We start from the raw sequence: 13,823 nt of genomic DNA on the forward strand, positions 1-13,823 counted from the left end.
GGCGCGCCAGCCTGCATTCGATTTTGTCCGGCAGGCGGCGATCCCGCGATCTCCGCATGGACCGCCCGCCGCCGCTGCCCGCACAAACCCGCTCTGCAATAGCGAGGAAGTTCTGAAACCCGTGTCCGTCGAACGCCTGATGACCCTGTTGTTCGTGCCCGGCGGGCGGTCCGACCGCTTCGCCAAGGCATTGGCGAGCGGGGCGGACGCGGTGTGCGTCGATCTGGAAGATGCCGTGCCGCCGGCCGACAAGGCAGCGGCCCGCGCTGCCGCGATCGCCGCACTCTCCGATCCCGCCACGCCCGGTCTGTCGCTGCGCATCAATGGCGTGACGACGCGGGCGGGGCTGGAGGATCTGGTGGCGCTGGGCGATGCCTGCACGCTGCCCGCGCTGCTGCTGGTGCCCAAGGTGGAGAGCGCCGAGGCGATAGACGTGGTGCGGGGGGCGCTGGGCGATGCCTGCCCGCCGATCGTGCCGCTGATCGAAACGCCGAAGGGGCTGCGCCGCGCACACGCCATCGCTGGCGTGCCCGGTGTGGCGGCGGCGATGTTTGGCGGCGGCGATCTGGCCGGCGAGCTGGGGGTGGCGCTGGCGTGGGAGCCTTTGCTCACCGCGCGCTGCCAGTTCCTGCTCGCCTGTGCCGAAGCCGGGGTGCCGGCGATCGATGTGCCGTTCGTCCATCTCGATGACGCTGCCGGCCTTGCCGAGGAAACCCGCCGCGCCCGCGTGCTGGGCTTCGCGGCAAAGGCAGCGATCCATCCGGCGCAGGTCGCGACGATCCGCGCCGGCTTGGCCCCAACACCCCAAGAAATTGCGGGCGCGCAGGCGGCGGCGGCGGCGTTTGCCGCGGCCGGCGGCGCGGCCGTTCGCCACGAGGGACGCATGCTCGAGGCTCCGATCATGCGCCGGTATTTGCGAATCCTGAGCCAAGCGGAGCAAACACATGCGTGACGGCGTGATCGAAGTCGCCCCCGGGCGGTTTCGGGAAACTTTCGGCCGATCCTATGAGGATTTCGTCCCCGGCCATATCTATGAACATCGCCCGGGTCGGACGATCACCGATACCGACAATGTGTGGTTCACGCTGCTGACGATGAACACGCATCCGGCGCATTTCGATTATGAATTCGCCAAGAAGACCGAGTTCGGCAAGCCTTTGGTCTGTTCGCCGTTCACCGTCGCGCTGATGGTGGGGATGAGCGTTTCCGACGTCAGCCAGAAGGCGGTGGCCAATCTGGGCTGGGACAATATTCGCCTGACCAACCCGGTATTCTGCGGCGACACGCTCTATGCCGAAAGCGAAGTGCTGGAAAAGCGCGAGTCTTCTTCGCGGCCCGAACAGGGGATCGTGACCGTGCGGACGACCGGCAAGAACCAGCGCGGCGAAGTGGTGTGCACCTTCAACCGCACCATGCTGATCTGGAAGCGCGGCTTTGGTCCGGTGAACGACTGATGACCAGCACCCACAAAATCCGCACCATCGATCCCGCCGACGAAGCGGCGCTGTTCGATTCCATCGACCTGTGGATCGAGCGCGAGGTGCGCCCGGTCGTCATGCATCATGACCACAACGATATCTGGCCGGCCGCTCTGGTCGAACAGATGAAGGAAATGGGCCTGTTCGGCGCGACGATCGGCCAGGAATATGGCGGGCTCGGCCTGCCCGCCACCACCTATGCGCGGATCATTTCGCGCATTTCCTCTTATTGGATGGCGATCACCGGCATCGTCAATTCGCACCTGATCATGGCCGCCGCGGTCGAACGCTTCGGCACGGAAGCGCAGAAGCAGGAATGGCTGCCCAAATTCGCGAGCGGCGAGATCCGTGGCGGGCTGGCGCTGACCGAGCCGGATGCCGGCACCGATCTGCAGGGCATCCGTACCCAGGCGGTGCGCGACGGCGACGACTATGTGATCAACGGCACCAAGACCTGGATCACCAACGGCGTCGAAGGCAGCTGCTTCGCAATGCTGGTGAAGACCGATCCCGCCGCCGAGCCGCGGTACAAGGGGATGAGCTTCTTCATCGTGCCCAAGGGGGCGGGCTTTGAAGTTGGTAAGAAGTTCGTGAAGCTGGGCTACAAGGCGATCGACAGCGCCGAACTGAACTTCATCGACTATCGCGTGCCGGCGGCGAACCTGATCGGCGGCGTGGAGGGTGAAGGATTCTTCCAGGCGACCGGCGGGCTGGAGCTGGGCCGCATCAACGTCGCGGCGCGCGGCGTGGGCCTGGCGCTCGGCGCGCTGCGGCTGGCGACCGAATATGCCCAGATCCGCAAGACCATGGGCAAGCCGATCGCCCAGCACCAGGCGATCCAGCTGAAGCTGGGTGAGATGGTGACGCGGGCGGAGGCGGCGCGGCTGCTCGTCGAACAGGCGGCCCAGGCCTATGACCGCGGCGCGCGCTGCGACATGGAAGCCGGGATGGCGAAGTATTTCGCGTCCGAGGCGGCGGTGCGCAATGCCGAAGAGGCGATGCGGATCTTCGGCGGCTATTCCTATTCCAAGGAATATGAAATCGAGCGTTACTATCGCGACGCGCTGCTGATGTGCATCGGCGAAGGCACCAACGAAATGCAGCGCATGATCATCGCAAAGCAGTGGCTGAAGCGGAACCCCGCCTGATGCGCCTGCCGCTTGCCGGGGTTCGGATCCTTTCGGTCGAGCAATATGGCGCCGGGCCCTATGGCACGATGCTGCTCGCCCAATTGGGTGCGGAGGTCATCAAGATCGAGACGCCGGGCGCGGGCGACACCGCGCGTTCGGTGGGGCCGCATTTCCTGCGCGAGAAGGAAAGCCTGTTCTTCCAGACCTTCAACCTCAACAAGCGATCGCTGACGCTCGACATCGATTGCGCGGAGGGGCGGGCGGTGCTGCACCGGCTGGCGGCGGGCGCGCACGCCGTCGCCAACAATCTGCGCGGCGACCTGCCCGAGCGGCTGGGGCTGACCTATGCCAGGCTGGCGGTGGCGAACCCGGCGATCGTGTGCGCGCATCTGTCCGCCTATGGCCGCGACAACAGTCGCGCCACATGGCCGGGCTATGACTATCTGATGCAGGCCGAGGCGGGGTATCTGTCGATGACCGGCGAGCCGGACGGGCCGCCGGTGCGCTTCGGCCTGTCGATGGTCGATTTCATGACCGGCAGCATGATGTGTGTCGGGCTGCTGGCCGCGTTGCTGGATGCGGCGAAGACCGGCGCGGGGCGCGACGTGGATGTCGACCTGCTCTCCACTGCGCTCCACCAGACCAGCTATCCGGCAACCTGGTATCTGAACGAGGGCGATGTGACGGGCCGGGCGCCGCGATCGGCGCACCCCTCCGTCGTGCCCAGCCAGTTGTTCCGGGCGCGCGACGGCTGGCTGTTCGTGATGGCGCAGATGCCCAAATTCTGGCTGCGGCTGATCGGGACAATGGGCTGCGCGGAGATGGCCGAAGATCCGCGCTTCGCGAGCCCCAAGGCGCGGTTGGCGAACCGGCAGGTGCTGACCGAGCTGCTGGAAGCAAGGTTCCAGACCGCTACCGTGGCGGAATGGGTCGATCGGCTGGCGGGCGCGGTGCCGGTGGCGCCCGTCTATGACCTGGCCGGCGCGCTCGACAATCCGTTCCTGGCCGAAACCGCGATGATCGACACGGTGGCGCATGTCGATCGCGCGGACCTGCGCGTGCTCGCCAATCCGATCCGGCTGGACGGCGATCGGCTGCCCGCGCGCGCCGCCCCGCTGCTGGGCGGGGATACCGATGCGGTACTGGCCGAAGCGGGCTTCGATACGGCGGAGATCGCGGCCTTGCGCGCCGGGGGGGTGCTCTGATGGGCAAGCTGGATGGTCTGCGCGTCGTCGATCTCTCGCAGTTCCTGCCGGGGCCGATGCTGACGCTGATGCTCGCCGATCAGGGCGCGGAGGTACTCAAGGTCGAGCCGCCGGCGGGCGATCCGGCGCGCGGGCTGGAACCGTTCGAGGGCGGCCAGTCGATCTGGTTCCGCAACACCAATCGCGGCAAGAAAAGCGTGGCGCTCGACCTGAAGAGCGATGCCGGGCGCGACGCGCTCGGGGCGCTGATCGACAGCGCCGATGTGTTCGTCGAGGGGTTTCGCCCCGGCGTGATGCAGCGGCTTGGCTTTGGCTATGCGGCGGTGGCGGCGCGCAATCCGCGGATCGTCTATTGCTCGATCTCCGCCTTTGGCCAGAGCGGCGCGCGGGCGCATCATCCGGCGCATGACATGGCGGTGCAGGCGCTGGCCGGGTTCTTGTCGCTGAACGACGGGCCGGATGGCGCGCCGGTGGTGCCGGGGGTGCCCTCGGCCGATATGGCGGCGGGACTGACCGGCCTGTCGGCGGTGCTGATGGCGCTGATCGGGCGCGAGAAGAGCGGCCGGGGCGACCATATCGACGTCGCGATGTTCGATTCGCTGCTGCCCTGGTGCGCGCATGTGGTGGGCGAGGCGATCCATGGCGGGGTGGCGCCGCGCTCGGCCAGCCAGCGCTCGTTGGGCGGGGCGGCGTTCTATAACGTCTATGCGACCAGCGACGGGCGTCATGTCGCGCTGGCCGGGCGCGAGCCGAAATTCGCCGCCGCGTTGCTGGAGGCATTGGGGCGCGAGGACCTGATCCCGATGGCCGGCGCCCCGGCGGGCGAGGCACAGGCGCCGCTGATCGCCTTTCTGCGCGAGACCTTCGCCACGCGGACGCAGGACGAATGGACGGCATTCATGGCGGCGATCGACGTCGCCTATGCCCCCGTGCTCGATCTGCGCGAGGCGCTGGCCGCGCCGGAGATCGCCGAGCGTCGGCTGATCGTGGCAGCGGAGGGGGGCCACCAGATCGCCCCTGCGATCCGCTTCGCCAGCCAGTTCGACTGGGCGCCTGTGCCCGCGCCGGAGCTGGACGCGCATGGTTGAACCGGCCGCCAGCCTGACCGAGCAACTCGCCGCGCATCTTTGCCGGCTGGTGCCGTTCGCGATGCGGCAGCGCGCGCGGCTGCACCTGCTCGATTGGCTGGGCTGTGCCGCCGGTGCGCGGATGTCGGACACGGCGGCGTTGCAGCGGCGTGCCGGTGGCAGCGCGATCGAGCGGGCGACGTGGCTGGGCAACGTGCTGGAGATGGACGATATCCATCGCACCGGCATCGTCCATCCCGGCCCGGTGATCTGGCCGGCTGCGCTCCGCGCGGGCGCGCGCATGGATGCGTGCCTGGAGGCGGGCGTGCGCGGTTATGAGGCGATGGTGGCCGTCGCGGCCACACTGGACGCCCATCATTATGCCTTCTGGCACCCTACCGCGACCGCCGGCAGCTTCGGGGCAGCGGCGGCGGCGGCATCGTTGCTTGCCCTGGACGCAGCCGCGACGGCGGACGCGCTGGGGCTGGCGGGATCGGTGACGGGCGGGCTGTGGCAGATGCGGCACGCGCCCGGCGACGGCAAGCAATGGCACCTCGCCCATGCCCGCGCGACCGGAATGGCGGCTGCGCATCATGCACGCCACGGCGCGCGGGGGCCGCGCCAGATATTGGAAGGGCCGCAAGGGCTGTACGCGGCGGCCTGCCGGGCACCGCGCCCGATGATATTGGGCAAGGGCTGGCGGATCGAAGAAGTCAGCTTCAAGCCGTGGGGGGCGTGTCGCCACGCCCATCCGACGATCGATGCCGCGCTGGCGTTGAAGGATCAAGGCAAGCTGAGCGGTGAGATCATCGTCGGCGCCTATCGCGACGCGCTCACCTTTTGCGACCGCGCCGATCCGCAATCGGTGGTGCAGGCCAAATTCTCGCTGCAACATGCCGTTGCGATCGTGATGGCGCGGGGCGTGCCGCAACTCGCTGATTTCGAGCCTGAGGCGATTGCCGCGCTGGCGCCGGAGCGGGCGCTGGTGCGGGTCGTTGAGGAACCGGCGCTGACCGCCGCCTATCCCGAGCATTTCGGCGCACGGGTGACGAGTACGACAGGATCGGTGCTGATAACCGACACGTTCGGCGATCCCGAGCGGCCGATGGCGGATGCCGATATCGTGGCCAAGGCGCGCACGTTGATGGCGTGGGGCGGCATCGATGCCGCGGGCGTGGAGGCGGGTATCGCGGCGGTGCTGGAGGCCGACGACACGGCGCCGCTGTTCGACTGGTTGGAGGCCTGGCTGTGAGCGCCACCGCGCAGCTGATCGCCTTTGCCCGCGCCGAACACCGGCTGCCCCCGCCGGTTCGCGCGGCGGCGCTGGGGATGCTGGCCGATACGCTGGCGGTGGGGGCAGCGGGGGCGCGCGCGCCGGGTGCTGATGGCGTGCGTGCCGCGGCTGCGCGTTGGGGCGCGGGCGACGATTGCCGTATCCTCGGCAGATCTGAGAAGCTGCCCGCCACCGGCGCGGCGTTCGTCAACGCCTTTCAGATCCATTGCCTAGAATGGGATGCGCTGCACGAGCCGGCGGTGGTCCATGCGCTGTCCACCGTCACTGCCGCGCTGCTTGCGGCGATCGGGCGGCGGGGCGGCTGCGATCCCGAGGCGGCACTCACCGCGCTTGCCGTGGGGGTCGATGTGGCGAGCGGGCTGGGCCTGATCGCGCGGACACCGCTGCGCTTCTTCCGCCCGGCAACCGCCGGCACGGTCGGCGCGGCGCTCGCCGTGGCGCGGATCGAGGGGATCGAACGGTTCGATGATGTGCTGGGTCTCGCCGTCGCCCAGATCGCGGGCACGATGCAGGCGCATGTCGAAGGATCGATCGCGCTGCCGCTGCAGGTCGCCAATGCCGCGCGGGCCGCCATTGCGGCCGTGGACCTGGTCGCGGCCGGCCTGAGCGGCCCGCACGATGCGCTGGAGGGGCCGTTCGGATACCTCAAGCTGTTCGATGAGGGTGAACTGGGCAACTACACGGCCCAGGCCGGATCGGTGTGGCGGATCGCCGAATGTTCGATCAAGCCCTGGCCCTCGGGCCGGGCCAGCCATGGCCTGCTTGCCGCTATCGACACGCTGCTGCGCGAAGGCGCCATCGATGCGGAGCGGATCGCCACGATCGAGCTGTTCGCGCCGCCGCTGATCGCCCGGCTGGTCGGCCGCCCGCCGGTGGTGGGGATGGCCCCCGGCTATGCCCGGCTGTGCCTGCCGCTGCTGACGGCGCAGATGCTGCTGGACGGGCGGATAGATCCGCGCCGCTTCACTTCCGAAAGCCTGGACCATCCCGCAGTGCTGGCGCTGGCCGCGCGCGTTCGGATCACGCTGGACGGCAATCCCGATCCCAACGCGCTCGGCCCCCAGCGGGTGGTGGTGACGCTGACCGACGGCACGACCATCGAGCGCGCCATCCCGAACACACTAGGCCATCCCGATGCGCCGATGCGCCCAGATCAAACCCGCGCAAAGCTGGCGCTTGCCGCCGAGCTTGCCCCCCAAGCCGATCCCAGGATCTTCACCGATCCGCTCGGCTATTTCGCCTGTCCGGAGCCATGATGACGCCCCCGAGCTATTTCGAATCCTTCGACGCGCGCCAGATGCTGGCGGACTATCCGGTCGGCGACGCTTTCGTCGCGCGCTACACCGGCATGAGCCGCGACGAACTGTTCGCGCTGCAGAACCAGCGCTTCGCCACGCTGATGCGGCGCGGGTGGCAGATCCCCTTCTACCAGCGGCTGTGGGGCGCCAAGGGGATCGAGCCGGGGGATATCCGCAGTCTGGAGGACATCGTCCTGCTGCCGGTGTATGACAAGACCGACCTGATGGCCTCGGTCGCCGCGCGTCCGCCGTTCGGCGACTTTGCCGGACTGGCCGATGATCCGGCGCGGCCTCCGGTGATCTTCCACACCACATCGGGCACCACGGGACGGCCCCAGCCCCTGCTGTTCGGGCCGAAGGGGCGGGAAGTCACCAATCTGCTCGTCGGCCGCATGTATCGCTGGCAGGGCATGGGCCACCGCGACGTGGTGCAGTCCGTCTATGGGCACGGCATGATCAACGGCGGCCACTACGTCCGCGAGGCCGTCACCCATTTCACCAATGCGCTGTTCCTTTCGGCGGGTACGGGAATCGAGACTCGATCGACGGCGCAGGTGGCGCTGATGGCGGATTTCGGCGTCACCGCGCTGGTCGGCTTTGTCGATTATATCCGCAAGCTCTCGGACGTGGCGCGGGCCGAGGGGCTGGCCGACCGGATCGCCATCAAGATGATCTGCGGCCATCTCGGCTCCGATGATCGCAGCGCGATCGAAAGCGCCTGGGGCGGGGCCAAGGCGTTCGACTGGTACGGCGTCGGCGATACCGGGGCGATCGCGGGCGAGGGGCCGGAACGCGACGGGCTCTATGTGTGGGAGGACGCGCAGTATCTGGAGCTGCTCGACGTCGACAGCGCGACGCCGGTGGCGCCGGGCGGGCTGGGCGACATGGTCGTCACCTGTCTGTTCAAGGACGATATCGCCCCCTGCATCCGCTTCAACACGCATGACGTGACGCAGGAACTGACCGGCACCAATGCGACCGGCATGGCGTTCAAGCGGATCGCCGGGTTCAAGGGCCGCAGCGACAATATGGTCAAGCTGCGCGGGATCAACGTGTTCCCGCACGCGATCGGCGCGCTGATCGAGAACCGGGCCGATCTGACCGGCGAATTTGTCTGCCACCTGACGCGCGACGCGACCGGGCGCGAGGACATGCGGGTAACGCTGGAGACGCGCGGCGGCAGCGACGCGGGCGAGCTGAGCGCGATGCTGCGCAAGGGGCTGGGCGTGGAAGTGGTGGTCGCGCTGGTGGGGCCGGGCGAAACGGCTGGGGTCACGCAGGTCGAGGTGCGGCAGAAGCCGATCCGCCTGATCGACGAGCGCAGCGCGTGACCGACTGGCACCGGATCGATAGCGCGGCATTGCGTGCGGCCTATGCCGCCGGCCGCACCGATCCGCAGGCGGTACTCGCGAACCATCTGGCGCGGATCGAGCGGATCGATCCGGCGCTGCGCAGCTTCGTCGCGCTGCATCGGGCCGGCGCGCTCACGGCGGCGGCAGAAAGCGCGGCGCGCTGGCGGAACGGCACCGCGCGTGCGCTGGAGGGCGTGCCGGTGGCGGTGAAGGTCAATCTGGCGGTGGCCGGGCTGGAATGGAATGCCGGCATGGGCGCGCGGCGCGGCATCCTTGCCGACCGGGACGCGGCGGCCGTGGCGCTGCTGCGGGATGCAGGCGCCATCGTGCTGGGCACGCTCAACATGCATGAGGCAGCCCTTGGCGCGACATCGGACAATCCGTTCTTCGGCCGGGTGGCCAATCCGCATGCGCCGGATCGCACGCCGGGTGGGTCCTCGGGTGGCAGCGGGGCGGCGGTCGCGGCGGGGCTGTGCACCGCGGCACTGGGCACCGACACCATGGGATCGGTGCGCATTCCGGCGGCCTATGCCGGTATCTACGGCCTGAAGCCGAGCAACGGGGAGGTGCCCGAAGACGGGCTCGTCCCGCTCAGCCGCGCGCTCGATACGATCGGCCCGCTGGCGCGGTCGATCCGGGATCTGGCGGTGGTGCTGGACGTGCTGGCACCGGCGCTGGGGCAGGGCGAGAATCCCGCCCGGCTGCTGGTGCCGGAGGCGGCGCTGATCGACGCCTGTGAACCCGCGATCGCGATCGCCCATGCCCGCGCCCGCACCGCCCTGGGACTGCCGGCGGAGACGCTGGTCCTGCCGGATGGCCCGGCCAGCGTGCAGGCGGCCGGCTTTGTCCGCGTAGCGCGGGAACTGGCGGCGTATCTGGGCGATACCCCACGCGATCGGCTGTCCCCCGAACTGCGCTTCCTGCTCGATCATGCCGCCCGCGCGGATGCCGAACGGTCGGCGGCGGTGCTGGCCCGCACCCGCGCCGCGCTGCTGGCGGCGATCGGCGAGGACGGCGTGCTGCTGACCCCCGCCACGCCGCAGGTGGCATTTGCACATACCAACCGGCCGCCCGCCAACCAGGCGATGTTCACCGCGCTGGCCAATGTGGCGGACCTGCCTGCGCTGGTCGTCCCCGCGGGCACCGACGCGGACGGTATGCCCGTCGCGGTGCAGCTGATCGGCGCGCCCGGCGCGGACCGCGCGCTGCTGCGCCTCGCCCGCCGGATCGACATCGGCTTCGTACCATCCCCTATCCTGTTGTCCTGAAGGAGCGTGACCATGCGCATCGTCGTATTGTTCAACCTGAAGCCCGGCGTCGATCCCGCTGCCTATGAAGCCTGGGCCAGGGGCGTCGACCTTCCCGGCGTCAACGCACTGTCGTCGGTGAAGGCCTTCACCGTGCACCGGACGACGGGTCTGTTCGGTTCGAGCGCGCCGGCACCTTACGCCTATGTCGAGATCATCGATATTGTCGGGATCGATCCGTTCGTGGCCGAGGTTTCGACCGAAGCCTTTCAGAAGGTCGCCGCGGCATTCGGCGACTTCGCGGACAATCCCCAGTTCCTGCTGACCGAGGACCTGTGATGGCGCGCTTTGCGGGCAAGACGATCGTCGTCACCGGATCGGGGCGCGAGAAGGGGCTCGGCCAGGCGATCCTCCAGCGCTTTGCCGAGGAGGGCGCGAACTGCGTCGTCTCCGACATCGCCATCACCGCCGAGGCGGAGGGCGTCGCCGAGGACTTGCGCGGGCGCGGCGCCAAGGTCGCGACCATCGCCTGCGACGTCAGCGATGCGGCCGCCTGCTCGGCGCTGGTCGACGGTGCGGTGGCGGCGTTTGGGCGTTTGGATATCTTCGTCAACAATGCGGGCATCGGCTTCATGATGCGGCCGCTGCTCGAGGTTGATCCGGCCGATTGGGACAAGGTGATCGGCGTCAATCTTTCGGGCGCCTTTTATTGCACCCAGGCTGCGGCGCGGGCGATGATCGCGGGCGGCCGGGGCGGGCGGATCCTGAACATCGCCAGCCAGGCGGCGAAATCCGGGTTTCCGCATCTGCCCGCCTATGTCAGTTCGAAGCACGGCATGATCGGCCTGACCCGCGCCAGCGCGATCGAGCTGGGCGCGCACGGCATCACCGTCAATGCGATATGCCCCAATCACGTGACCACCGCGCTGGGGGCGGAACAGAACGCCTATTTCTCGCGCCTGCTCGGGTTCGACAGCGTCGATGCCTATGTCGAGAACATGAAGCGCAGGAACCCGCTCGGCCGGCCCGGCCTGCCGGGCGATACCGCCGGCGCCTGTGCCTGGCTGGCGTCCGACGACGCCGTGTATGTCACAGGGGAGGCGATCAACGTCTCCGGCGGGGAGGAGATGCATTGATGCGCGAGGAACGGATCGACTGGCCGAACGGCGCCCGGATCGCGCTGTCGATCGTCGTCAATGTCGAGGAAGGATCGGAAGCGTCGATCCTGCGCGGTGATCGCGGGCCGGAGCCGGTGGACGAACTGGGTATCCACGTGAAGGCGCCCATTCGCAACTATGGCAATGAATCCAACTATCTCTACGGCATCAAGGCCGGTGCCCCACGCATCGCCGCCCTGCTGCAACGCTACGGCGTGAAGGCAAGCTGGACGGTGGCGGCGATGAGCCTGGAAAACCATCCCGAAATCGCCCGCACCATCGCCGAACTCGGCCATGAGCCCGTCAGCCATGGCTGGCGCTGGGTGCACCAGTTCAAGATGGACGAGGAACAGGAACGCGCCTTCATCCGCAAGGCGGTGGCTTCGATCGAAAGCACCGTCGGCGTGCGGCCCTATGGCTGGTTGAGCCGGTATTTGCACACGGACAATACCCGCCGCCTCCTGATCGAGGAGGGCTTCACCTATCATATGGACGATTATTCGGGCGACGTGCCCTTCTGGGACCGCGATACCGTGCCCGGCCGGCCGATTGCCATCGTGCCCTATCAGCTCGATACCAACGACATGAAGATGTGGACCGATCCGGCGATGACGCCGACGCAGTGGCTGGAATATGCCCGCAACAGCTTCGACCAGCTGGTCCGCGAAGGTGATGCGGGCAACCCGAAGATGATGTCGCTGGGCCTGCATTTGCGCATCATCGGGCGGCCGGGCCGCATCTGGGCGCTGGAGGAATTCCTGCGCCACGTCACCGCCTGCAAGGGCGTGTGGATCGCGACCCGGCGCGAGATTGCCGAGCATCTGGCGCGGGTCGAGCCTGCATGACCATTCGGCTGGAGCGTGCGGGCGCGGTGGGGCATCTGCTGATCGATCGTCAGGCGAAGCGCAATGCGTTCACCCAGGCAATGTGGGAAGCCCTGCCGGACCGCATCGCCGAGGCTGAGGCCGATCCGGCGATCCGCGTGCTACTGCTGCGCCCTGCCGAGCCCGGCGCATTCAGTGCAGGTGCGGACATAGCCGAGTTCGGCGAAGGTGCCACCGATCCCGTATGGCGCGCCCGCAACCAGGCGGCGATCGCGACGGCGCAGTTGCGGCTGGCACGGGCGGCAAAGCCGGTGGTCGCGGCGATCGAGGGCGATTGCATCGGCGGCGGTTGCGGGCTGGCGATTGCCTGCGATCTGCGCGTGGCGGGCCCGGCCGCACGGTTCGGGATCACCCCGGCCAAGCTGGGGCTGGTCTATTCGCTACACGATACCAAGCTGCTGCTCGACCTGGTCGGGCCCGGGCAGGCCAAGCGCATCCTCTTCATCGGGGCACTGATCGATGCGGCGGAAGCGCTGCGCATCGGGCTGGTCGAGACGATCGCCGAAGATCCCACCGAAGCGGCGCTGGAATGGGCCGAGACGATCGCGGCCAATTCGCAGTTCAGCGTCCGCCACGGCAAGCAGGTGATCCGGCGCATCCTGGATGGGCAGGCGGCGGATGATGCCGAGACGAGCGACTGGTTCGCGGCGGCGTTCACCAAACCCGATTTTGCGGAGGGCGTCTCCGCCTTTCTCGCCCGCAGGAAGCCCGATTTCGCATGAACGCCCCCACCCATGGCACGATATTGGGCGGGCTGGTCACGGTGCCCGATCTGGATGCGGCGCTGGCCGATTATCAGGGGCGGCTTGGCCTGATGCTGGTGGAACAGGGCGTGCTGGCCGGCGATCTCGCCGGAAGCTGGGGCTGCCCCGCCAGTGCCGGCGCCCGCATGGCGACGCTGCAGCCGGCCAGCGGGGCGCCGTGCTGTATCCGCCTGGTCGAGGCCCCCGTACCGGACGGCTATCTGCCGATGCGCAGCTATGGCTGGGCGGCCTATGAGCTGACCGTGCAGGACGTGTTTTCGCTGCCCGATCGGCTCGCCGGCAGCGGCTTCGAAGTGATCGGCCCGCCCAAATCGATCGCCAGCATGCCGTTCTTCGTCCCGATGCAGGTGTTCGGCAGCGGCGGCGAGATGCTGTATCTGAACGAGGTCGCGGCCGACATGCCGAATTGTGATCTGCCCAAGGCCAAGTCGCCGACCGACCACATCTTCGTCGCGGTGCTCGCCGCGCCGGATCGGCTGGCGAGTGTGCGCTGGTATGCCGAGACGCTGGACCTCGACATCGTCGACACCCATGTGCTGCCCTATACCATGATCAACAAGGCGTTCGGGCTGCCCGCCGATCATATGACCACGATCACCGTGGTGCAGAAGGGGCGGCTGCCGATCGTCGAGATCGACGGATTCCCCGCCGAAACGGTGGCGCGGCCCTGCCGGCCGGGGGCATTGCCGCCGGGCAATGCGCTGGTGACGCTGGCGGTGCGCGATCTGGCGGCGCTGGACCTTGCCGGCATCGCCGCGCCGGTCGTGCGCGAGGGGCCGCTCTATGCCGGGCGGCGCGCGATGACCCTGCGGGGGCCGACGGGCGAGCTGGTCGAACTGGTCGAGATCGGCTGACGCTCTCCGCAAGGCGAGCATTTTTCGTGCGGCTTTTGAGTCTTGCCCCCCGAACGTCCTATCAGGGCGGCCTGATGGGTGGGGAGTGAGACG

The 13,823-nt window shown here is 68.5% G+C and carries 14 protein-coding genes; all 14 read left to right on the top strand.

Features of this window, described 5'->3' with window-relative positions; genetic code table 11:
- The first annotated feature begins 121 nt into the window (after nucleotides 1-121).
- The 14 genes from DD559_RS16195 to DD559_RS16260 are packed head-to-tail and all read left to right on the top strand — an operon-like array spanning nucleotide 122 to nucleotide 13,730.
- Nucleotides 122-952 carry an HpcH/HpaI aldolase/citrate lyase family protein gene (locus DD559_RS16195; RefSeq protein ID WP_240610303.1) on the top strand — a complete coding sequence of 277 codons (831 nt, stop codon included), beginning with the start codon at nucleotides 122-124 and terminating at the stop codon, nucleotides 950-952.
- On the top strand, nucleotides 945-1,454 hold the full coding sequence (locus DD559_RS16200; protein ID WP_116470094.1) for a MaoC family dehydratase: 510 nt from the start codon (nucleotides 945-947) through the stop codon (nucleotides 1,452-1,454). The genes DD559_RS16195 and DD559_RS16200 overlap by 8 nt, the downstream gene beginning before the upstream one ends.
- A complete protein-coding gene (locus tag DD559_RS16205; protein WP_116470095.1) occupies nucleotides 1,454-2,626 on the top strand; it encodes an acyl-CoA dehydrogenase family protein in 1,173 nt (390 codons plus the stop codon). The genes DD559_RS16200 and DD559_RS16205 overlap by 1 nt, the downstream gene beginning before the upstream one ends.
- Nucleotides 2,602-3,813 (top strand): CaiB/BaiF CoA transferase family protein, encoded by a 1,212-nt coding sequence (locus DD559_RS16210; RefSeq protein WP_240610304.1) that lies wholly within the window; start codon nucleotides 2,602-2,604, stop codon nucleotides 3,811-3,813. The genes DD559_RS16205 and DD559_RS16210 overlap by 25 nt, the downstream gene beginning before the upstream one ends.
- Nucleotides 3,813-4,901 carry a CaiB/BaiF CoA transferase family protein gene (locus DD559_RS16215; RefSeq protein ID WP_116470097.1) on the top strand — a complete coding sequence of 363 codons (1,089 nt, stop codon included), beginning with the start codon at nucleotides 3,813-3,815 and terminating at the stop codon, nucleotides 4,899-4,901. The genes DD559_RS16210 and DD559_RS16215 overlap by 1 nt, the downstream gene beginning before the upstream one ends.
- Nucleotides 4,894-6,132, top strand: a complete 1,239-nt coding sequence (locus DD559_RS16220) for an MmgE/PrpD family protein (protein WP_116470098.1) — start codon at nucleotides 4,894-4,896, stop codon at nucleotides 6,130-6,132. The genes DD559_RS16215 and DD559_RS16220 overlap by 8 nt, the downstream gene beginning before the upstream one ends.
- The gene (locus tag DD559_RS16225; protein ID WP_116470099.1) at nucleotides 6,129-7,430 is read left to right on the top strand and encodes an MmgE/PrpD family protein; all 1,302 of its coding nucleotides are present in this window, start codon (nucleotides 6,129-6,131) and stop codon (nucleotides 7,428-7,430) included. The genes DD559_RS16220 and DD559_RS16225 overlap by 4 nt, the downstream gene beginning before the upstream one ends.
- Nucleotides 7,427-8,803, top strand: a complete 1,377-nt coding sequence (locus DD559_RS16230) for a phenylacetate--CoA ligase family protein (RefSeq protein WP_240610305.1) — start codon at nucleotides 7,427-7,429, stop codon at nucleotides 8,801-8,803. The genes DD559_RS16225 and DD559_RS16230 overlap by 4 nt, the downstream gene beginning before the upstream one ends.
- Nucleotides 8,800-10,092, top strand: a complete 1,293-nt coding sequence (locus DD559_RS16235) for an amidase (protein ID WP_116470100.1) — start codon at nucleotides 8,800-8,802, stop codon at nucleotides 10,090-10,092. The genes DD559_RS16230 and DD559_RS16235 overlap by 4 nt, the downstream gene beginning before the upstream one ends.
- Nucleotides 10,093-10,104: 12 nt before the next feature.
- Complete coding sequence (locus DD559_RS16240; RefSeq protein WP_116470101.1) at nucleotides 10,105-10,410, top strand: RedY/HapK family protein; 306 nt, start codon at nucleotides 10,105-10,107, stop codon at nucleotides 10,408-10,410.
- On the top strand, nucleotides 10,410-11,207 hold the full coding sequence (locus tag DD559_RS16245) for an SDR family NAD(P)-dependent oxidoreductase (protein ID WP_116470102.1): 798 nt from the start codon (nucleotides 10,410-10,412) through the stop codon (nucleotides 11,205-11,207). The genes DD559_RS16240 and DD559_RS16245 overlap by 1 nt, the downstream gene beginning before the upstream one ends.
- Nucleotides 11,207-12,073, top strand: coding sequence for a polysaccharide deacetylase family protein (locus tag DD559_RS16250; RefSeq protein WP_116470103.1), 867 nt, complete (start codon nucleotides 11,207-11,209; stop codon nucleotides 12,071-12,073). Before DD559_RS16245 ends, DD559_RS16250 begins: the two co-directional genes overlap by 1 nt.
- Nucleotides 12,070-12,834 carry an enoyl-CoA hydratase/isomerase family protein gene (locus DD559_RS16255; RefSeq protein WP_116470104.1) on the top strand — a complete coding sequence of 255 codons (765 nt, stop codon included), beginning with the start codon at nucleotides 12,070-12,072 and terminating at the stop codon, nucleotides 12,832-12,834. The genes DD559_RS16250 and DD559_RS16255 overlap by 4 nt, the downstream gene beginning before the upstream one ends.
- Entirely contained in the window at nucleotides 12,831-13,730 is a 900-nt protein-coding gene (locus tag DD559_RS16260) for a VOC family protein (protein WP_116470105.1), read from the top strand. Before DD559_RS16255 ends, DD559_RS16260 begins: the two co-directional genes overlap by 4 nt.
- The last annotated feature ends 93 nt before the right edge of the window (nucleotides 13,731-13,823 follow it).

The organism is Sphingomonas pokkalii (assembly GCF_003096275.1).
Classification (GTDB): Bacteria; Pseudomonadota; Alphaproteobacteria; order Sphingomonadales; family Sphingomonadaceae; genus Sphingomonas; species Sphingomonas pokkalii.